The sequence below is a fragment of the Aeromonas sp. TS_SC_11 genome (assembly GCF_057318915.1).
Map to the genome: position 1 here is coordinate 3,800,650 of NZ_CM170470.1, position 19,850 is coordinate 3,820,499.

A 19,850-nucleotide genomic window follows, 5' to 3' on the forward strand; every position below is an offset into this window, starting at 1 on the left:
TGTTTTTTGTTTTTGCAGCGAATTAAGCCGCTGGATAAACGTGCGATTTACGCCTCGCCACCCCATCAAAAGGGCATAAAACCAGTGCCAATTGGTGACTTTCATCATGTTAATTCGCAGCAAAAAATCACGAACAGGCAGCCATGATGGGTGCAACGGCCCACTTGCCCCCCCTATCTGGGTAGCTGATGGCAAGGCCGGTGCCCACCTCTTGAGATCTCCAGATCAATCCAGCACACTGACCAGGCTTTGGAAGCAAAAAAACATAAGGATATTCAATGAAAAGGACACTCATTGCCGGCACGGTTGCCGCCCTGTTCGCGTTACCGACTCTGGCGGCTAACGTACCTGCCGGCACCCAGCTGCTACCCGGCGATCAACAAATCTTCGTGCGCAACATAGGTTCAGAGCCCGCCTCCATCGATCCCCAGATGGTGGAAGAGAGCTCGGGCAGCGACATCGTCAACGACCTGTTCGAGGGGCTCTATACCCTGGATGGCGACGGCAAGCTGCAAGCCGCCGGGGCACTTGGCTATGAACTCGACACCACGGGCACCGTCTACACCTTCAAGCTGAGACCCGAGGCCAAATGGTCCAACGGTGAGCCGGTAACGGCGGCGGATTATGTCTATGGCTGGCAACGGGCGGCGGATCCCAGAAACGCCTCCAACTATGCCTGGTTCATCGAGCTGACCGGCGTCACCAACGCCAGCGACGTGGTGCAGGGTAAAAAAAGCCTTGATGCCCTCGGCATCAAGGCCCTCGATACGCACACCCTGCAGATCACCCTGAACAACCCTGTGCCCTTCTTTCTGAAGACGCTCTCCCACTACACCACCTTCCCCGCGCCCAAGGCGACCATAGAGAAGTTCGGTCATGAGTGGGTCAAGCCGGGCAACATAGTCTCCAACGGCGCTTTTATGCTCAAGGAGTGGACCCCCAACGAGCGCCTCATCGCAGAGCGCAATCCCCTCTACTGGGATAACCAGAACACAGTGCTCAACAAGGTACTCTATCTGGAGATAGTCTCCGACACCGCCGCCTACAACCGCTATCGCGCAGGGGAACTGCACTACACGCCCTATCCGCTGGAGCAGTACAAGCAGCTCAAGACCCAAAGCCCGGAGGAGCTTGTCAACGCCCCCATGCTCGCCACCTATTACTATGTGTTCAATACCCAGCGCAAACCATTCGACAATCCCAAGGTGCGCAAGGCGCTCTCGCTTGCTATCGACAGAGACACCATCACCGAGAAGATCCTGGGACAAGGTCAGCTCTCCGCCTTCAGCCTTACCCCGCCGAGCGTGGACGGCTTCGAGCTCAAGCGCCCTGCCAGCCAGTTGCTGAGCAAGGAGGAGAGGATCAAACAGGCGAAAGCATTGCTGAGCGAGGCCGGATACGGCCCGGGCAAGCCGCTGGATGTGGACATCCTCTACAACACCAACGAGAGCCACAAGAAGATAGCCCTGGCCATCTCCTCCATGTGGAAGCGCAACCTGGGGGTTACCGCCAAGCTCAACAACATGGAGTGGAAGACCATGGTGTCCGCGCTCAATGAGGGGGATTTTACCGTCAGTCGCTACTCGTGGAATGGGGATTACAACGATGCCTCGACCTTCCTCGACATCATGACCTCCAGCAGCAGCGCCAACAGCGGCAAGTGGTTCAACAAGCAATATGATGCCCTGCTGGCGAAGGCCCATGATTCCAAGGATCCGGCCGAGCGCAACCGCCTCTATCAAGAGGCCGAGGCGCTGCTCGACCAAGAGGCCCCCATCGCCCCCGTCTACTTCTATGTCAAATCACGGCTGCTCAAGCCCAATATCAAGGGCTATCCCTATCAGAACCCGCAAGACGTGGTTTATTCGAAAGACCTCTATCTCATCGCGCAGTAACGCCCTGACCTCCTAAACAGAAAGACCGCCTCGAAGGCGGTCTTTTTTCAATCTTCCCGACAACTTGCCAGTGCCACCCTGGCCCGACGACGCAGCACCACAGGCTGCACCAGCAGTTGCGCCAGCAATACCCCAAGCAGCGTCATGCCACCACCGATCAGGTGATAGCTGGTCAGCGTTTCCCCCAGCCAGCTGATGGCCAGTGCCGCCGTCATCACGGGCAGCAGATTCATGAAGATGGCGGTGCGGCTTGCCCCCAGCAGGGCTATGCCCTGCATCCAGAGCCAAGGCGACAGCGCCGAAGTGGGGATCCCCGCATACAGGATGAGCCAGAGCGCGCGCCCATCTGGCCACTGCCCATCCACCAGCAGGTAAAACGGGGTGAGAAACAGCAGGCTGCACAGCACCTGGCCGTAGAGCATGGACCAGTTGTCCAGCCCCAGATCCCACTTTTTGAGCAAGACGCTATAGAGGGCATAGGTGCCCGCCGAGAGCAGCATGTAGACAGAGCCGATATGAATGCCCTGAGTAAACAGACGGGACGGATCCCCCTGTCCCAGCAAGATGGTCAGCCCCAGAATGGAGATAAGCCCACCGAGCAGAGCCCCCCAGGTGGGGCGCTCACGCAGCAGCCAGATACTGAGCAGTACCGTCATCAGCGGTGTCAGCCCCATCATCAGACCTATCTCCGTGGCTCCCAGGGTTTGCGCCGCGTAGTACCCCAGGGTCTGGTTCAGCACCATGCCGAGCAGGGCCAGCGCCGCCAGCTGATAGAAGCCGGCCCGCAGTTTGGCCCGATCCCGCCAGGCCCTGTGTGCGAGGAAAGGCGTCAAGATGATGGCGGCCACCATCCAGCGCGACCAGGCCAGTGCCGCGGGTGAAAGCAATCCAACCGCCAGCTTGCTGACAATGGCATTGCCAGACCAGATGGCCATGCAGGAGAAGGGAAACAAAAAGGCAAGAGGCATAACGCTGTCCACAGAAACGATCCGGTATTTCAGGCGGGAGTATAAGGGGGCAAACAAGATTCGCAAGCACAGCCCGGCTTTGCGAATGCGGGTGACGTTGAACCGAGATCGAACTGAGCCAATTCGACCATGTCAGGGCCAAAAACAATCATGCCCGCACAGTGGCGGGCATGAAGCGGCTGGATGGGATGGCACAGAACTTATGCCGCATCCATGTGCAGTCTGGAGATCATCTCATTGACCTCGACCACGGTCTGGCGGTGGGGTATGTCAGCTGGTGTTGGCATCATCAGCAAGCCTGACTGGAAATCAAAACGCCCCCTGCCGTGGATATAAATCCGCCCCTTGAAGAAGGTTTTGACATGTTTTGCCACCATCAGTGGCAGGTACTTCTTGAACACTCTCATCGTTTGCAACCTCTTGCAGTTGTATCCGTATGACAGCAGCTTCTGCGAAATAATTCCGTAAATTCTTTATAAAAATCCGGAAAAATCGCAACTCTCTTCCCCAAAAAACCAATCTATAACTTTTCATTAACTTTTAACGTATTGTATGTGGTCCTTCCAGCCAGAGCAATACCCCCTTGCCATCTTGCCATTCGATACAGGCCATGCCTGACGTGGCAAACATGGGGGCACCTGCCGCCGGGCAGAGGCTCTGAACCAGATAACCCACCAGTGGCAGGTGGCTGACCATCAAAATATGGTCATGTGTTGCCGCCAACGCAGTGAGATAGCTTGCGACAAAAGCAGGATCCCCATAGGGAGTGATTTCCTTGCTCTCTTCGACCCTGGTGGCCTTGGGCAATTCACTGCATATGCTCTGCCAGGTTTGTCTGGCGCGCAGATAATTGCTGTGGACAACCAAATCCAGCACCCCGTCCAGTTGGGGCACCAGCCAACTGGCCATGTGAATGGACTCTTCAATTCCCTGCTCGGTCAGTGGACGCTGTTCATCTGTTTTCGCATTCATGCCAGCCTGGCCATGACGCATGATGTAGATTTTCATTACAACCTCGCCCAACGGGCCTGTTTTGATAGCTGGAGGATCTTACCCCGCCATGCCGGGGGAAACAATTGCGCTACCTCTCAGAAAAGGGTTTGCCTCACTGGATAGCGGGGTCGATAATCATGTTTAAATTCAAATAAATCCAACACGAGTCACGCGCCAATGAGCCCATATGCCAGCCCTAATGACCATCGGCAATACCACTATCTGGAGCTGGCAAACCGGCTCAGGGTCTTGTTGATCTGCGATCCCGACACCGACAAGTCTGCCGCCTCTCTGGCCGTCAACACCGGCCATTTCGACGATCCGGCCGATCGGCAGGGGATGGCTCATTTCCTTGAGCATATGCTGTTCCTTGGTACCCGCACTTATCCCAAGCCTGGTGAGTACCAGCAATTTATGAGCCGTCATGGCGGCAGCAACAATGCCTGGACCGGCACCGAGTTCACCAACTTCTTTTTCGAGATAGACACCGGCTTCTTCGAGGCCGGTCTCGACCGTTTTTCCCAGTTCTTCATCTGCCCCACTTTCACCCCCGAGTGGGTGGATAAAGAGCGCAACGCGGTCGACTCCGAATACCGCCTCAAGCTGCAGGACGATGTGCGCCGCAGCTACCAGGTACATAAAGAGACGGTCAACCCGGCCCACCCTTTCTCCAAATTCTCGGTCGGCAACCTGGATACTCTGGCGGATCTGCCCGGCCGGGATCTGCGCGCCGATCTCATCCGGTTCTACGAATCTCACTACAGCGCGGATCGCATGGCGCTGGTGATGATCTCGCCTGAATCCATCGAGACCCAGATTGCGTGGTGCGATCGCTTTTTCGCTCCCATTTTGAATCGCAATTTGGGAATACCGGCCCTGACGGTTCCTCTCTATCGCATCGACGATCTCGGCATCCGCATCCGCATCAATCCGGTCAAGGAGACCCGCAAGCTGGCGCTGACCTTTCCGCTGCCCAATGTGGATGAGTTTTATGACAAAAAACCCCTCACCTTCCTGAGCCACCTCATCGGCTATGAAGGGGATGGCAGCCTGCTCTCCTTGCTGAAAGCAAAAGGCTGGGTCAACCAGCTCTCCGCCGGAGGCGGCATCAGCGGTGCCAACTTCAAGGATTTCGGGGTGAGCTTTGGCCTCACGCCGCTCGGGCTCGAACACGTCAACGAGATAGTAGCCGCCCTGTTCGGCTATCTGAAACTCATCGAGCGTGGCGGGGTAGAAAGCTGGCGCTACGAAGAGAAGCGTACCGTGCTCGAGTCGGCGTTCCGCTTTCAGGAGCGGGGCCGGGCCCTCGACACCGTTTCCGGCCTGGTGTTGAACCTGTTCAGTTACACGCCCGAGGATCTGCTCTACGGCGATTACATGATGCGCGAATACGACGAGGCACTGATCCGCCGCCTGCTCGCCAAACTCACGCCACACAACCTGCGCATGACCATCACGGCGCCTGAGCTGGCCACGGATCGTCTGGCCCGCTGGTATCAGACCCCCTATGGCGTTGACATCATCACGGAGGCGGAAAAGATCCACTGGCAGCAGAGCGAACCTGATCCGGCCCTCACCCTGCCCTTGCCGAACCCCTTTATCAGCAACCGGCTCGATCCGCGCCAGCCAGCACTGCAGGCCGACATGCCCGCTTGCATCATCGACAGACCTGGGTTTCGGCTCTGGCATCTGCACGAGCATCAGTTCAGCGTGCCCAAGGGCAACCTCTATATCTCGATCGACAGCGAGCACGCGGTCAAAAGCCCCCGCCACATCGCCATGGCCAGGCTTGCGGTGGAACTGCTCACGGATCACCTCAACGCCCTTACCTACCCGGCGGAGCTGGCGGGGCTGGGCTACCAGATCTATGCCCACCAGGGCGGCTTTACCATCAACCTGAGCGGCTTTGCGGACAAGCAACCCCTGCTGCTCGACATGATCCTCGGCAACCGCACCCTGGGCTATCCGGATCCGGGCCGCTTCGCCGAGATAAAAGAGCAGCTCATCCGCAACTGGGACAACCAGTCCAAGGCGCGGCCCATCTCCCAGCTGTTCAACCAGCTCACCAGTTTGCTGCAACCAAACAACCCGCCGTTCGAGCAGTTGCTGCGCCATCTACGCACCGTGGAACTTGGCGAGATGCCGGCGTTTGTCGCCCAGCTGTTCGGGGAGGTACACATAGAAGCGCTGGTTCACGGTGACTGGAATGCCGCCGAGGCGCTCGAACTGGCCGCCCTGCTGGAGCGCCACCTCGGCACCCACAGCCAGCCCAGTGCCGAGACCCGCCGCCCGCTCATCTCCATCCAAAACAGGGGCACCCTCATTCGTGAGCAGGGCTGCGAGCACGAAGATTCGGCACTGCTGGTCTACTACCAGTCCCGCACCACCCGGGCGCGGGATCTCGCCTGCTTCACCCTGGCAAACCACATAATGTCGTCCACCTTCTTCCACGAGCTGCGCACGCGCCAGCAGTTGGGGTACGTGGTGGGTGCCGGCAACCTGCCCCTCAACCGTCACCCCGGCCTCATCTTCTATATCCAGTCGCCAGTGGCAGGGCCCCAGCACCTGCTGGATGCAGTGGAGGAGTTCATCGACCTCTTCCCGCTGGCCATGCTGGAGCTGACCGAGCAACAGTGGCAAGACAGCAAGGTGGGCCTGCAGGCCCAGCTGAGCGAACGGGACGCCAACCTGCGCAGTCGCGGCCAGCGGCTCTGGGTCAGCATAGGCAACAAGGATCTGGGGTTTGATCAGCGGGAAAGGGTGTGCGAAGAGGTGGGCAAACTGAGCCGTGCCGACCTGGTGCGCTTCATCATACAGCTGCGCTCACGCACCTCGGACAGACTGATCCTCTGCAGTTATGGTCAGGGTCATGAGCATGACGAACGCATCACGGGCCAGTTTATCGACGACCCCAAGGCGTTCAGGCTCGCCGCCAACACCTTAGAGGCCTGAAGCAGGCATTCCCGCCCATCAGCCAATCCCGCCCAATAAAAAGCCGACCCCTTGGGGTCGGCTGGAAAAACCATAACAATTGCGACCAAAGCCGCCAAAAGTGAACATGAGCGTGAAAATCAGACACTGCGTTGATGGTCGGCCGGATGGTTCAAACCAGAGCGCACCTGCCAATATCAACAGTGATTGAGAAACAGGCTCATCTTAGGCACTCCCCTCCCTTGTCACGTTGATCTATGTCAAAGGAGGTAGCAAAGAGTCAGTGACCTGCCGGTTTGTCGGCCTGGATCACGCTTTCACTTGTCAGCCGCGGCGGATCAGGCGATAGGCCACTTCATCAAAATAGGAGAGCTGACCGGAGAGTACCCTGGGGTGATCCACTTCTGCGGCACGGCCCAGCACTTCCACCCGAAAATCGCGCTCAAACAGGGTGCGCACTTCCATTTCCCCCACCGAGAAGGGCGGCTGTTTCTGCTGCTCCGGCTGATACTCCAACGTCACCAGCAGGATCTGGCCACCGGTTTCCATCAGGCGGCTCATCAGCTCCGCATACTGGCGGCGCATCTCCGTTGGCAAGGCGATCAGCGCCGCCCTGTCATAGGCCAGCCGGTAGCGACGCCCCAGCTCGGGGGCGGCAAAGAAATCCCCCTGATGGATGCGCAAGGAGCCGTGCTGATGGCACTGATAAGGGCCCAGCTCGCTGAGGGTCTCGGTGAGCTGGTTTTCACTGAAGAACTGTTCGATGGCGAGCGCAGAGAGCTCGAAACCATCGATGGGGTGCCCCAGACCATTGAGCCAGAGCATGTCGCGGGACTTGCCGCACAGGGGCACCAGCACGGGTTCATCCTGTTGCTGGGCAGACCACCAGGATTGCAGCCAGCGATTGAAGTCTGCCTGATGAAAGCCAATCCGGTTCTCTTCCCAACGCTGATGCCAAAACGCAGCTTCCATCCTAATACCCCTGTTACCTGAAGATGCCTCAATATCACAACTTAACCCGGCGCACGCAAGCCTTGCGCCGAGCCGACGGGTGATTTTTGCCAGGCAAACGATTGCAAAACCAAAAGGGACCACCAGGCCCCTTTTTTGACATCTTTATGTCATGGATATGTGATGGGTGATCGGCAGCCTCACCAAAACAACGTGCGCTGACATGCCAACTGGTCGCGCAGGCTCAGGCACAGACGGACTCGGCGACCCTCATGGCCGCCACTGCCGTTATCCTGGCCGAGATCTGCGCGAACGAGGGGCGCTGCGACACCTGTTCGCAGAGGCATGCCCGAGCCAGCAGGGCAAGATCCTGCAGTGCCTCGCTCTGTGGCTGGCAGCGTGCCAGCAACTCGTCCAGCAGGCACCCAAAGGCTCTCACCTCTATCCGCTCCAGCCCCTCGGCCAGCACGCATTCCGTGCGGTCGTAGCAAGAGGCAGCGCCAAAATCGCCGAGCAGCACCTGACCCTTCCCTTGTAAGGAGTGCAGTATGTTATGGCCATAGAGATCGCCGTGCATGATGCCTCGCTCATGCAGATGCCCCGCGGCAGCCGCTATGCCCTGCGCCATGGTGAGCACGGCGGCCGGGGTGAACGACAGCCCTGCCGGATAGACGTCGCGGGTGCAGGAGTCCAGGCTCGGCGGACCGGCCAGATTGGCAAACTTGGGGTCTATCAGCGCCATCACCAACGCCGGCATGCCGGAGGGGTGATCCGCCACCTTCCCCAGCACCCTGATCAGGTTGGGATGAGTGCCGGCCGCCAGCGACGCCGCCATCTCGCAGTGAGGCAAACCATCGCTGGTCACGGCACCCTTGAACAACTTGACCGCCACCGAGCGCGGCCCGTCACCCTGCAATCCGTCGCAAGTGATGCGGGTGGCACTATGGATCACGCCAGAGGCCCCCTGCCCCAGCAGCTCACCCAACTCAAGCGCCCGCCACGGCACTAGGGCGATATGAGCCACATGATCCACATCGATGGCCCGCGCCTCCTCCCTCTCGCTAAAAGGGTTGCCGGAATAGGCGAGCCAGGCGAGGCGCGGCAGCGTGAGCAACCAGCCGGGGAAGCGCTCAATGCGGTTGGCGGCGATGCGCAGCAGTTCAAGCCGATGGCAATTAACCAGTGTCTCTGGCAAGGCGGTCAAGCGATTGCCCGCCAGCATCAGCTTTTGCAGGGCATCGCACTGACCCAACTCATCGGGCAACTGTTCGATGGCGTTGTCAGTCAGGATCAGCCAACGCAGCCCCGCCGGCAGCGACGCAGCGGGAACCGTGGCGATCCGGTTGGCCTTGAAGCCCACCATGGTGAGCAACCGGCAGCGCCCCAGCACCTCTGGCAGCATGGTAAAGCGGTTCTCGGAGCAGAAAATGATGCGCAGTTTGCTGAACCCGGCCAGCTCGTCAGGCAGCCGACTCAACTGGTTGCCAGTGAGATCCAGCACCTCGAGCGTCTCTTTGAGACTCAGGATCTCGGGTGGGAACTCCGTCAGATCTTCACAAAGCTTCAGATGGCGGGCGCCGCACAGTTCACCCGCGCGCAGCTGTTCCAGAGTATGCATAACCGTTTCTCAATCCTGATGACCACTCTGACGGCGCAATCAGCCATCAGCGCGCGCCGGACCTGCATCCGGCGGTTTTAAAGGGGGGCATTATAAAGAATTCGGGGCGCAGATCGCCCCTTTTGTTGCCACGAAGGCCTGCATCGACGTGTAGCAAAGCGACATGGGAACAAAGAGAGCAAGATCCGGGTCGTGTCAGCGAGGGCTGGTTGCCATAGTGGGGTCAAACCCGAGTGGGTTCGAACCTATTGAGGTTCCAATCCACTGCCAACCCTGTGCGCCACTTAACTGGCGCACAACACACTCAGCGAGGGAACTGCCATGTCACTACTGTCCAACAAGGTCGCCATCATCACCGGCGCCAGCTCCGGCATCGGCCGCGCCAGCGCCATCCTGTTTGCCCGGGAAGGGGCCAGCGTCGTCGTCGGCGCCCGCCGCCAGCCCGAGCTGGACCTGCTGGTCGAAGAGATCCGCCATGATGGGGGCCAGGTGGTGAGCCTGGCGGGGGACGTCAGAAGCGAGACTTACGCACGCGCCCTGGTGGATCTCGCGCTGACCCGTTTCGGCGGGCTCGATATCGCCTTCAACAATGCCGGCAGCACGGGGACACCGTGCAGCGTACAGGAGCTTGAATTGGCGCAGTGGCAGGAAACCCTGGATACCAACCTCACCAGCGCCTTTGTGGGGGCCAAATACCAGATCCCCGCCATGTTGGCGCGCGGGGGCGGCTCCCTTATCTTTACCTCCACCTTCGTCGGCCATACCCTGGGTCTGCCAGGCATGGCGGCCTATGCCGCGAGCAAGGCGGGCCTCATCGGCCTGACTCAGGTGCTGGCCGCAGAGTATGGGGCGCAAGGGGTGCGGGTCAACGCCCTGCTGCCGGGGGGCACCGACACCCCCATGGGGCAGGCCTTTACCAATACACCGGAGAGTCTCGCCTTTGTGCAGAATATGCATGCCTTCAAACGGCTGGCCCAACCGGAGGAGATCGCCCGCTCGGCCCTCTATCTGGCGTCTGATGCATCCAGTTTTACCACCGGCATTGCACTGCTGGCCGATGGTGGGGTATCAATTTGTCGCACATGACGTTGTCGCCCCCAACATCCTGCGACCACAAACTTATCGTGAGAGTGCCTTATGTCTGATTACGCCCGCATCGCCGATGCCATCCGTTTTATCGCAAGTCAGGTGGAGCGCCAGCCCACCTTGGACGAGATAGCGGCGCACGTGCACTTAAGCCCCTTTCACTTCCAGCGGCTGTTCAGCCGCTGGGCCGGAGTGACGCCCAAACGCTATCTGCAGGTGCTGACCCTGGAGCAGGCCAAGGCGCTGCTGCAGGAGTCACGCCCGCTGCTTGAGGTGGCCGATACCCTGGGCCTTAGCAGCGGCTCGCGGCTCTACGATCACTTCGTGCAGCTGGAGGCCGTGACGCCGGGGGAGTACAAACAGCGCGGAGCCGGACTCGTCATCGAACACGGGGTGCACGACACCCCTTTCGGCCAGGCGTTCGTCGCCCTGACACCGCGGGGGGTGTGCAACTTCTCGTTTCTCGATGACCAGGCCCCACAGGCGCCGCTGGCCGCCCTCGCCCAGAGCTGGCCTGAGGCAGAGCTGCGAGAATCGCCATCGCGCACCCAGGAGGTCATCCACACCATGTTCGATGGCAGCAAGACGGCGGACCGCCCCATCTCGCTGCATGTGAGCGGCACCAACTTTCAGATCAGCGTCTGGCGGGCGCTGCTGCAGATCCCGCCAGCCAAGGTGGTGAGCTACGCCCAGGTGGCGAGCGCCGTCGGCAACCCCAAGGCCGCCCGTGCCGTGGGGCTGGCGGTGGGCGCCAACCCCGTCGCCTTGATGATCCCCTGCCACCGGGTCATCCAGCAAAACGGCAAACTCGGCGGCTATCACTGGGGCGAAACCCGTAAACAGGCGATACACGCCTGGGAAGCGGCGAGGTATGAGTGAGGTTGGCCGGTCTGATAGGAGAAAACAGAAGCTTCTGGTTGTGAGACAGCGGACAATCAGGCTGCGTAGGACAACCCCCGGCGTTCTAAAGGAGATAATTAGAAGAGTCAGGGGCAAAGCTCGCCCCTTTTGTTGCTTTGGCGGGGCATGGCGCTTGGCAACGCCAACCCAGCGAATTGACGAAACACGTAGGGTGCAATAAGCGCAGTGCATTGCACCGTTTTCAGCACGACTTTTGTGCTGTGTATGAAGCACCGAATTAGTGGCTTAATTTCATTGCCCCCTACGGCACATCTCAAGTTAATGCTGTATAACGCCTTGATAAGCGGCTCAAGACTGTCGGCTATATTTGCTAGAAACGAGCGTGAGCCTACTGTTACACAGCCGCTTAAGCAACTTATTATATGGATTTTAATTATTAATGGACCAGTATCTCATTGCCTGCTTATTAAACATTTCTTTTAATCTTCTTTTGCTGGCAGGTAGGCCATTAATTAAAAAATGATACATGTCATCCAAGGCCTTATTGCTTTCAGACACATAGGAATGTCTTAAGCTGAATAAATTCTCATCTGCTCCTGACATATCAATTGACTCAACACCATCAATAACAAGAATATCATCTCGAGTATCACCTACTCGCTCAAATTCATTGATTATTTTTGAAACAATTAAAGCTTTATCAGAAGATGATGCGTACAAAGACACCATATCGAAAGTATTAATGATTTTGTGAGCATAGATATCCAAAAATGCTTCTTTTTGTATATCTGCTGCAGCAAGAATCAAACGTTTAAATGATGCACTATTAGCTGTAAAAGACTTTAAGGCTTCAGCCAAACAAAAAGTGCCCATGCTATGTCCAACAACCATAACTTCTTCGATATTAAGCTCAGATATTTTTTTAAGTAAATTATTTAGAGCAGAAGATGAATAAAGTGCACTTTCTTTATCTGAAACATATGATGCAACACTTCCTTTTGACGGCCAACTAAACAATATAATAGGAAATTCAAACATTAAATCATATTTAATTTGAGCAGCCTTAAAAACAGCATCTTTGAAGCTAACATTATACCCATGAATGAATAAAATTAACTTCTTACTACCGGAATCAGTTTCAATTTTATCAAAAAAATCTGACTCATTAAGTTCTTTACCAGATTCTAGAACAAAATGTTTATTTTTATTTTCTCTAAAAGTAAAACTCAAAAATTCAAATGGGCGTTCCACGTTTCCAGAACAGTGTTCATTCTTAGGAATTGAGACTGTTGCAACTCCATAATTTGTCTGACCATCACGGGAATCAGAAAAAATACTTTGATCTCCAGAAGGCTTTCTATTTGTTGCATAATTCACATCAACTAAAACGTTTTCTATTTTTTCATCATCAACACTTAAGCCAATAAAATTCATGATGTTGTGAGAGATGACATCACCTCTAACTTCAAGTTCAGGATAGAAATTTTTATTGTCTAAAAAAGACTTCGATAACTCTTTTTTCCACCCACCTTTAGGAGGCTCAAAACCATAAATATTATTTCCCATAGTTATAAAAATAAGTTTCACTATCGGAAGTAAGTAAACTGAGTGCTTATGTTTGTACCTATATCGAGAGATATCGAAACTACCTGTAGATATTACATCCACGAACAACTCATAAAAGTTCTCAACTGGTAACTCAAACCTTCTTCTTTTCGTTATTATGATAAGACTAAGATACGACATCTCAACATAATAAATACTGGACGACGATAGAGTAGAAAAATAGTTTGGAAGACTCTCATGCAGAATTTCTTTTATTTCATTAATATTCATAAACAACCTAATTTTAGTTAACTTTTATATAGAGGCATGTTAGCCATACAACGTTTTAGTTAACCGGCATACGACAGAGTGACGTAGCAGGTAAAAATGAAATAACATCCGGCGTAGAAACGCCAGAGTATACCCGGTTGAACGATGGGTTAGGCCTCAGATTTGACGTTGCTAGGAACAACCTACTCAACAGGCTCAGCACTCTAATCTTGCTTGGATCTGGTACCAAAATAGAAACCAATGACAATCAGAACTACATCCTTCAGGTACGCCAACCCCGGCAGATTTCCCAGCGCAGCCAGACAGAAGGTAAAGACGATCGCAATCGCAATGAAGGTCTGAATATTTATTGAACCTAAGCCAATGGACGATACCTTGAGCCCGAGTCGCGAGACGAACCACTCACCAAGTGCTAGAACAACAACAAGCTGAAGTAGGGGTTGACCAAATTGCCATGCACTGGACGAAATGGAGTCAACAACTTCTTGCGCTTGTTTCAGTCCGGAATTGCCCTGCAATGCATCCATGCCCATCAAAGAAAGGCCGACTTGCAATGAGATCAAGAATGCAGCAAATACAAGTAAGAAAAAAAGCAGTGTTCGCATGAAATCTCCCTATTAAAACTAAAATTAACGAATTCGCCGATATATATGAGGCCTAACAGTGACTAGATGGAAAGCGGTACTAATCCAATATCAGAGCCTTCCGCATAACTCAACGTCCCCCTCACAATCATAAAAATATTTTTAAATCAATGCATTACTAAACCATCCCTGGTATCTGACCGCCTTAGCTTCCATCCACTGTGGCACCCACTGGCTCTGGAGGCGTGCTCGTACGATCCCCGAATAACAGCCAAGCTACCGCAGGGCAGCTTCCAGTTTACTGCCTTTGACCTGCGTTGTTGCTCTGGCCTGACTCATAGGTGACTCCAAAGAGGCCATATCCAGACGACTATCCTAGCGAGCGAGAGAGGCAAGAAAAAGCGGAAGGTAGGTGTTTCCCAAGCCAGATCAAGAAATTAACCCATCCTGGGGGGAACGTATCAGCAACTCGCATCATCATCATGCATCAAGATGAAGCATCGAAGCTGCGCGGGTACGGCTCCATTGCCTCCATAGCTCCTGATGGACGGAGCTTACTCCCGATAAACCACAGTCTGCCGCCATATGTGGACGCGATAGATGGCGCTCTGCCGATCGACTCAGGAACTCACCATGACAACATTGGCAACACGACTTCTCCCCTGTGCCAGGAGTAAAATTTTCTCGCAAACAATTGGTAAATGAAAAGACGCCCTCAGGCGTCTTTCTTATTGCAGGGTGTTGGGGTAAACCGATTGGAGGCTATGCCCCCTCCCCGCCTTGCCCCGCAACCCAATCAGATCGGGGTGATGGAGGTGATATGGGCATCCCCGTCCAGTGATTTGAAGATCTGCACCACGGCTTCGCCATGGATCGGTTTGGCAAGCGGCACTGTGCTCTTGCACTTGAAGCGGTAGTTGGTGCCGGCCACCACCTGAGTGCAGACTTCAAAGGGTACGTACTGCCCCCCGACAAATCCTTTCAGCGCCTGGTCAAATACCGCCTGATCCTCGGCGGTCAGCTTGTGATATGCGGTCCATCCACCCACCAACACTGCTTGTTCTGACATAACAAACCCTCCGTGATCTCTTGTCCCTACTCGTATGGCTGTTCGGGTTCCGCCCCGTTGATTCAAGTGGTTGCTGGTCTCCACTGGGGTGACATACCGAGAAAGTTCAATGGTATGACGATGGGCCATCTTGCGCTGGTTAACGCGCCTGTTGGCCCTCCCCTTTGCCACGATCGCCGCCTCACAGCACCGGTCTCAATTGGCATGGCAGAGCCTAGTACCGGATCCGCAAAGCGCCTCTGTCATATCTGACAGGGGCGAAGAGGTCCAAAAGCGGCTAATGAGCAGAAAATTGAGGCGCAAACGATTGGAAAAAGAAAAGACGCCGCAAGGGCGTCTTTTTTGCATTTTTATGCTCGAAGGGCAGAAGGGCGCGAGCCGCTTATTCCCATTCGATAGTTGCGGGCGGCTTGCCGGAGACGTCGTACACCACGCGGGAGATGCCATTGATCTCGTTGATGATGCGATTCGACACGTGACCCAGGAAGTCATAGGGCAGATGGGCCCAGTGGGCGGTCATGAAGTCGATGGTTTCGACGGCGCGCAGGGCAATCACCCAGTCGTACTTGCGGCCATCGCCCATGACGCCAACGGAGCGCACCGGCAGGAAGACGGCGAACGCCTGGCTGACCTGGTTGTAGAGGTCGGCCTTGCGCAGCTCTTCGATAAAGACGGCGTCGGCGCGGCGCAAGATATCGCAGTACTCTTTCTTCACTTCGCCAAGGACGCGCACGCCCAGACCCGGGCCCGGGAAGGGGTGACGGTAGAGCATGTCGTAGGGCAGACCCAGCTCCAGACCGACACGGCGCACTTCGTCCTTGAACAGCTCGCGCAGCGGCTCGACCAGACCCATCTTCATCTCGGCCGGCAGGCCGCCGACGTTGTGGTGGGACTTGATGACGTGGGCCTTGCCGGTCTTGCTGGCGGCCGATTCGATCACATCCGGATAGATGGTGCCTTGTGCCAGCCAGCGGGCATTTTTCAGTTTCTTGGCTTCGTCGTCGAACACTTCAACGAAGACGCGGCCTATGATCTTGCGCTTGGCTTCCGGCTCATCTTCACCCGCCAGGGCGGAGAGGAAGCGCTCTTCGGCTTCGACCTTGATGATGTTCAGACCGAAATGATCGCCAAACATCTCCATTACCTGCTCACCCTCGTTCAGGCGCAGCAGACCATTGTCGACGAAGACGCAGGTCAGGCGATCGCCGATGGCACGGTGTACCAGCATGGCGACCACGGAGGAGTCGACGCCGCCGGAGAGACCCAGGATCACTTCATCGTCACCCACCTGCTCGCGAATGCGGGCAACGGCGTCGTCGATGATGGTGGCCGGAGTCCACAGGCATTCGCAACCGCAGATGTCCTTGACGAAGTGCTCCAGCATGCGGGCACCCTGACGGGTGTGGGTCACTTCCGGGTGGAACTGCACGCCGTAGAAGTGCTTGGACTCACAGGCCATGGCGGCATGGGGGCAGGTGGCGGTCTGGGCTATGGTGGTGAAGTCGGCCGGGATGGCGGTGACCTTGTCGCCGTGGCTCATCCAGACGTCCAGCAGCGCATTGCCGTTGGGGGCGATGGCATCTTCGATGCTGCGCAGCAGGGCATTGGTCTGGCCCAGCACTTCCACCTGGGCATACCCGAATTCACGTTCGGTGGAGGATTGCACCTTGCCACCCAGCTGTTCGGCCATGGTCTGCATGCCGTAGCAGATACCGAACACAGGCACACCGGCGTTGAACACATACTCGGGGGCACGGGGGCTGCCAGCCTCGGTCACGGACTCGGGGCCGCCGGAGAGGATGATGCCGCTCGGATTGAATTCGCGGATCTGCGCTTCGGTCACGTCCCAGGCCCACAGTTCGCAGTAGACGCCGATTTCACGGACACGGCGGGCGATAAGCTGGGTGTACTGGGAACCGAAATCCAGGATCAGAATACGGTGCTGGTGAATGTCTTTAGTCATTTTATTCCTGCATCAGGCTGATGTTGTAACAAAAGGCTCGGGGATAAAAACTGGTGGAGAAACGGGGCCGCAGCCCCGTTTTATCAGCCCATCCGATAGTTGGGGGCTTCTTTGGTAATGGTCACATCGTGGACGTGGGACTCTTTCATCCCGGCGCCGGAGATGCGCACGAACTCGGCCTTGGTGCGCATGTCGTCTATGGTGGCGCAGCCGGTCAAGCCCATGGAAGAGCGCAGGCCGCCCATCTGCTGGTGAATGATCTCTTTGAGGCGGCCCTTGTACGGCACGCGCCCTTCGATCCCTTCCGGCACCAGCTTGTCAGCGGCGTTGTCGGTCTGGAAGTAACGGTCGCTGGAGCCCTTGGACATGGCGCCAAGAGAACCCATGCCACGGTAGGACTTGAAGGATCGGCCCTGATAGAGCTCGATTTCGCCCGGCGCTTCTTCAGTACCGGCGAACATGGAGCCCACCATGACGCAGCTGGCGCCAGCGGCGATGGCCTTGGCCACGTCGCCGGAGAAGCGGATGCCACCATCGGCAATCACGGGCACGCCAGTGCCTTCCAGCGCGTCAACGGCGTCGGAGATGGCGGTAATTTGGGGGACACCGACACCGGTCACGATGCGGGTAGTACAGATGGAGCCAGGGCCGATACCCACCTTGACGGCATTGACGCCGGCGGCGACCAGTGCCAGGGCGCCAGCGGCAGTGGCCACGTTGCCACCGATGATTTGCAGCTCAGGATAGGCATCGCGGGTCGCCTTGATGCGATCCAGCACGCCCTGGGAGTGGCCATGGGAGGAGTCAATCAGCAGCACGTCCACACCGGCTTCCACCAGGGCGGCGACACGCTCTTCGTTTCCGGCACCGGCACCGACGGCGGCACCGACGCGCAGGCGACCGCGCTCGTCTTTACAGGCGTTCGGCTTGCGTTCGGCTTTCTGGAAGTCTTTGACGGTGATCATGCCCTTGAGTTTGAAATCGGCGTTGACCACCAGCACCTTCTCGATACGGTGCTTTTGCATCAGGGCAACCACCTCTTCACGAGGAGCCCCTTCACGCACTGTCACCAGACGATCTTTCTGGGTCATGATCTGTTCGACTGTCTGGGAGAGGTCGATCACGAAGCGCACATCGCGGCCGGTGATGATACCGACCAGCAGGTTGCCCTCGGTCACGACCGGGTAGCCGGCGAAGCCGTTCTTGTGGCTCAGCTCCTTGACCTGGGCGATGGTCATGTCAGGGCGTACTGTGACGGGGTCAGTGACCACACCGCTCTCGTACTTCTTGACCTTGCGCACTTCTGCAGCCTGCTGCTCGATGGACATGTTCTTGTGGATAAAGCCGATACCCCCTTCCTGGGCCAGTGCGATAGCCAGACGGGCTTCGGTCACTGTGTCCATGGCAGCGGAAATCATGGGGATATTCAAGCTGATAGAGGATGTCAGCTGGGTACGCAGATCGGCAGTATTGGGAAGAACATCGGAGTGGGCGGGAACCAACAGTACATCGTCGAAGGTTAACGCTTCTTTGGCAATCCTGAGCATGGCAATATCTCACCGTTGAGGAAGTGGGGGTGTAAAATATTGCCGACGAAGTTTACTCACCGATTGGTCACTGGTAAAGAAGTTTTTTGAATTTTTTATGGCGTAGCCCGTGTTTGACGTGCCAAGAGGCCAAAAAACCAAGATTATCAGTCCTAAAAGGGCACTTTGGGGGCAGAAGAGTTGCCAGACTGCTGTTTTATGCAAAAAGCGCCCGACGACTTTTTCTTGCCAACGGCTGCGCCCCCTTCCCCACTCCCGTCCCTCAACGGCATCCCTCTCCTCGCAAACCGGAGCATGAGCCGACAACACAAGATCCTCATCTCCCATACCTGAATACGATTGTGAATATATTGATCAATATCCATTTAAAATAATGTCCATCACCTGTCGCTATCTATCACTGGACCCTCATTGGTTATCTTTGACAAGATAGACAACAAAACAAACGCTATTTTTGATGTTCAAAAAGCCATCAAACAAACAAACAAATATAAAAGTCCTCACCAGAATATTTAAGCGCCTTGACTTGCTCATGAAAAATCGCACTAAAAATAGAGAGATTTAATTAATTTTATAATTTCACCTGACCCCTCTCGCGTCTTTTCATTCCAGCATTCGCTCTGAACAGGCCCCCTGATCGACGCTGAAACGTGCACCACATGATTAAAACGCGATTGATAATAGTTATTGTTTGAGGTGCTGAGTATGGGGCATGCTGCCGCCATTGGAGCCTGCTTTCATGGCTTAACGCACACTTTTGAGTATCAATATCCGGAGGATAGAGAAGTGATGGAGGCTTGTAATCCGAGGCCAGCGCTGACCACTGACAACCCTGGTTCGGTCCGCCTGTGTTGCCTTGCCATCACTGTCGTCTTGCACCTGGCTGTTTTGTGGCTGATATATGAAAACCGCCCCGCAGCCATCACGCCCCCCCTGCCGCTGACCCTGTCTGCCCGCTGGGTCGGCGATGCCAGCGTCAATGACGTACCGGCCAAAGCGGCAGCGGCGGCAATCCCAGCTCAAGCTGTCGTAAAAAAACCGATACCCGCCCAAAAGCGGGCAGTTCAAAAACCGGCCAGCAAGCCCATTCCCAAACCGGCACCCAGAGTACCCAGACCGCCAACCCCCAAGGCCACTCCAATTGCCAAGGCAGAACCGGTCGCGGAGAGAGCAGCCCCTGCCACGCCGATATCGGCCGATACCCGACAAGGCGACAGTGCCGCCACCCCGATCAAGTCCCGGCAGAGCGGCCATGGGGCTGGCAGCAGCGCACCCATCGCTCGTGATCCGCGGTTGAACAACCCTGAGCCACCTTATCCCTATGAATCCAGAAGAAGGGGTGAGGAAGGACGCGTCATCCTGAAGGTGCGGGTGGCAGCCGATGGCACCGCCTCCTCGGTGGACGTAGACAAGGGCAGCGGTTATCGGCGGCTGGACATGACTGCACGCAAGACGGTCAGTCGCTGGCGCTTTATTCCCGCCAAACAGAACAATGCGGCTGTCGAGGCCTGGACAAAGGTCACCATTCTCTTTCAATTAAGGGCTTAA

Annotated in this window: 15 protein-coding genes; 5 read left to right on the top strand and 10 right to left on the bottom strand. The window is 56.2% G+C overall.

Going from position 1 to position 19,850, the window contains the following annotated elements:
• Positions 1-278: 278 nt before the first annotated feature.
• Complete coding sequence (locus AC1P02_RS17680) at positions 279-1,895, top strand: peptide ABC transporter substrate-binding protein (RefSeq protein ID WP_485182778.1); 1,617 nt, start codon at positions 279-281, stop codon at positions 1,893-1,895.
• A 47-nt stretch (positions 1,896-1,942) separates the two neighbouring features.
• On the opposite strand, the gene AC1P02_RS17685 is transcribed toward AC1P02_RS17680, so the two are convergent.
• The 3 genes from AC1P02_RS17685 to sixA all read right to left on the bottom strand — a co-directional run bounded on the left by AC1P02_RS17685 (position 1,943) and on the right by sixA (position 3,871).
• Positions 1,943-2,863, bottom strand: a complete 921-nt coding sequence (locus tag AC1P02_RS17685) for a DMT family transporter (RefSeq protein WP_058394018.1) — start codon at positions 2,861-2,863, stop codon at positions 1,943-1,945.
• Between the two features lie 200 nt (positions 2,864-3,063).
• Positions 3,064-3,270 (bottom strand): DUF1107 domain-containing protein, encoded by a 207-nt coding sequence (locus tag AC1P02_RS17690; RefSeq protein ID WP_021140380.1) that lies wholly within the window; start codon positions 3,268-3,270, stop codon positions 3,064-3,066.
• 133 nt (positions 3,271-3,403) lie between these two features.
• On the bottom strand, positions 3,404-3,871 hold the full coding sequence (sixA, locus tag AC1P02_RS17695; protein ID WP_485182779.1) for a phosphohistidine phosphatase SixA: 468 nt from the start codon (positions 3,869-3,871) through the stop codon (positions 3,404-3,406).
• 162 nt (positions 3,872-4,033) lie between these two features.
• On the opposite strand from sixA, the gene AC1P02_RS17700 reads away from it, so the two are divergent.
• Positions 4,034-6,808, top strand: a complete 2,775-nt coding sequence (locus AC1P02_RS17700; protein ID WP_485182780.1) for an insulinase family protein — start codon at positions 4,034-4,036, stop codon at positions 6,806-6,808.
• A gap of 303 nt (positions 6,809-7,111) precedes the next feature.
• On the opposite strand, the gene AC1P02_RS17705 is transcribed toward AC1P02_RS17700, so the two are convergent.
• Positions 7,112-7,759, bottom strand: coding sequence for a thiopurine S-methyltransferase (locus tag AC1P02_RS17705; RefSeq protein ID WP_096119387.1), 648 nt, complete (start codon positions 7,757-7,759; stop codon positions 7,112-7,114).
• A gap of 223 nt (positions 7,760-7,982) precedes the next feature.
• Positions 7,983-9,356: a leucine-rich repeat-containing protein kinase family protein gene (locus tag AC1P02_RS17710; protein ID WP_485182781.1), complete on the bottom strand. Its 1,374-nt coding sequence runs from the start codon at positions 9,354-9,356 to the stop codon at positions 7,983-7,985.
• Positions 9,357-9,677: 321 nt separating this feature from the next.
• On the opposite strand from AC1P02_RS17710, the gene AC1P02_RS17715 reads away from it, so the two are divergent.
• Positions 9,678-10,442: an SDR family oxidoreductase gene (locus AC1P02_RS17715; protein WP_485182782.1), complete on the top strand. Its 765-nt coding sequence runs from the start codon at positions 9,678-9,680 to the stop codon at positions 10,440-10,442.
• 51 nt (positions 10,443-10,493) lie between these two features.
• Complete coding sequence (locus tag AC1P02_RS17720; RefSeq protein WP_485182783.1) at positions 10,494-11,321, top strand: bifunctional transcriptional activator/DNA repair enzyme AdaA; 828 nt, start codon at positions 10,494-10,496, stop codon at positions 11,319-11,321.
• A gap of 411 nt (positions 11,322-11,732) precedes the next feature.
• On the opposite strand, the gene AC1P02_RS17725 is transcribed toward AC1P02_RS17720, so the two are convergent.
• The 5 genes from AC1P02_RS17725 to guaB all read right to left on the bottom strand — a co-directional run bounded on the left by AC1P02_RS17725 (position 11,733) and on the right by guaB (position 18,302).
• On the bottom strand, positions 11,733-12,971 hold the full coding sequence (locus AC1P02_RS17725; RefSeq protein WP_485182784.1) for an alpha/beta hydrolase: 1,239 nt from the start codon (positions 12,969-12,971) through the stop codon (positions 11,733-11,735).
• A gap of 371 nt (positions 12,972-13,342) precedes the next feature.
• Positions 13,343-13,744 carry a hypothetical protein gene (locus AC1P02_RS17730; RefSeq protein ID WP_485182785.1) on the bottom strand — a complete coding sequence of 134 codons (402 nt, stop codon included), beginning with the start codon at positions 13,742-13,744 and terminating at the stop codon, positions 13,343-13,345.
• Between the two features lie 775 nt (positions 13,745-14,519).
• A complete protein-coding gene (locus AC1P02_RS17735) occupies positions 14,520-14,792 on the bottom strand; it encodes a hypothetical protein (protein WP_485182786.1) in 273 nt (90 codons plus the stop codon).
• A gap of 382 nt (positions 14,793-15,174) precedes the next feature.
• Complete coding sequence (guaA, locus tag AC1P02_RS17740; protein ID WP_059168026.1) at positions 15,175-16,755, bottom strand: glutamine-hydrolyzing GMP synthase; 1,581 nt, start codon at positions 16,753-16,755, stop codon at positions 15,175-15,177.
• Between the two features lie 83 nt (positions 16,756-16,838).
• Positions 16,839-18,302, bottom strand: a complete 1,464-nt coding sequence (gene guaB / locus AC1P02_RS17745; protein WP_017412971.1) for an IMP dehydrogenase — start codon at positions 18,300-18,302, stop codon at positions 16,839-16,841.
• A gap of 789 nt (positions 18,303-19,091) precedes the next feature.
• Between guaB and AC1P02_RS17750 the strand changes: the two genes are divergently transcribed.
• Positions 19,092-19,850, top strand: a complete 759-nt coding sequence (locus AC1P02_RS17750; RefSeq protein ID WP_485185484.1) for an energy transducer TonB — start codon at positions 19,092-19,094, stop codon at positions 19,848-19,850.

Excerpts from the sequence above, each read along its gene's own strand:
- AC1P02_RS17680 (WP_485182778.1), top strand. The coding sequence starts at position 279 with ATGAAAAGGACACTCATTGCCGGCACGGTTGCCGCCCTGTTCGCGTTA.
- AC1P02_RS17685 (WP_058394018.1), bottom strand. The coding sequence starts at position 2,863 with ATGCCTCTTGCCTTTTTGTTTCCCTTCTCCTGCATGGCCATCTGGTCT.
- AC1P02_RS17690 (WP_021140380.1), bottom strand. The coding sequence starts at position 3,270 with ATGAGAGTGTTCAAGAAGTACCTGCCACTGATGGTGGCAAAACATGTC.
- sixA (WP_485182779.1), bottom strand. The coding sequence starts at position 3,871 with ATGAAAATCTACATCATGCGTCATGGCCAGGCTGGCATGAATGCGAAA.
- AC1P02_RS17700 (WP_485182780.1), top strand. The coding sequence starts at position 4,034 with ATGAGCCCATATGCCAGCCCTAATGACCATCGGCAATACCACTATCTG.
- AC1P02_RS17705 (WP_096119387.1), bottom strand. The coding sequence starts at position 7,759 with ATGGAAGCTGCGTTTTGGCATCAGCGTTGGGAAGAGAACCGGATTGGC.
- AC1P02_RS17710 (WP_485182781.1), bottom strand. The coding sequence starts at position 9,356 with ATGCATACTCTGGAACAGCTGCGCGCGGGTGAACTGTGCGGCGCCCGC.
- AC1P02_RS17715 (WP_485182782.1), top strand. The coding sequence starts at position 9,678 with ATGTCACTACTGTCCAACAAGGTCGCCATCATCACCGGCGCCAGCTCC.
- AC1P02_RS17720 (WP_485182783.1), top strand. The coding sequence starts at position 10,494 with ATGTCTGATTACGCCCGCATCGCCGATGCCATCCGTTTTATCGCAAGT.
- AC1P02_RS17730 (WP_485182785.1), bottom strand. The coding sequence starts at position 13,744 with ATGCGAACACTGCTTTTTTTCTTACTTGTATTTGCTGCATTCTTGATC.
- AC1P02_RS17735 (WP_485182786.1), bottom strand. The coding sequence starts at position 14,792 with ATGTCAGAACAAGCAGTGTTGGTGGGTGGATGGACCGCATATCACAAG.
- guaA (WP_059168026.1), bottom strand. The coding sequence starts at position 16,755 with ATGACTAAAGACATTCACCAGCACCGTATTCTGATCCTGGATTTCGGT.
- guaB (WP_017412971.1), bottom strand. The coding sequence starts at position 18,302 with ATGCTCAGGATTGCCAAAGAAGCGTTAACCTTCGACGATGTACTGTTG.
- AC1P02_RS17750 (WP_485185484.1), top strand. The coding sequence starts at position 19,092 with ATGGAGGCTTGTAATCCGAGGCCAGCGCTGACCACTGACAACCCTGGT.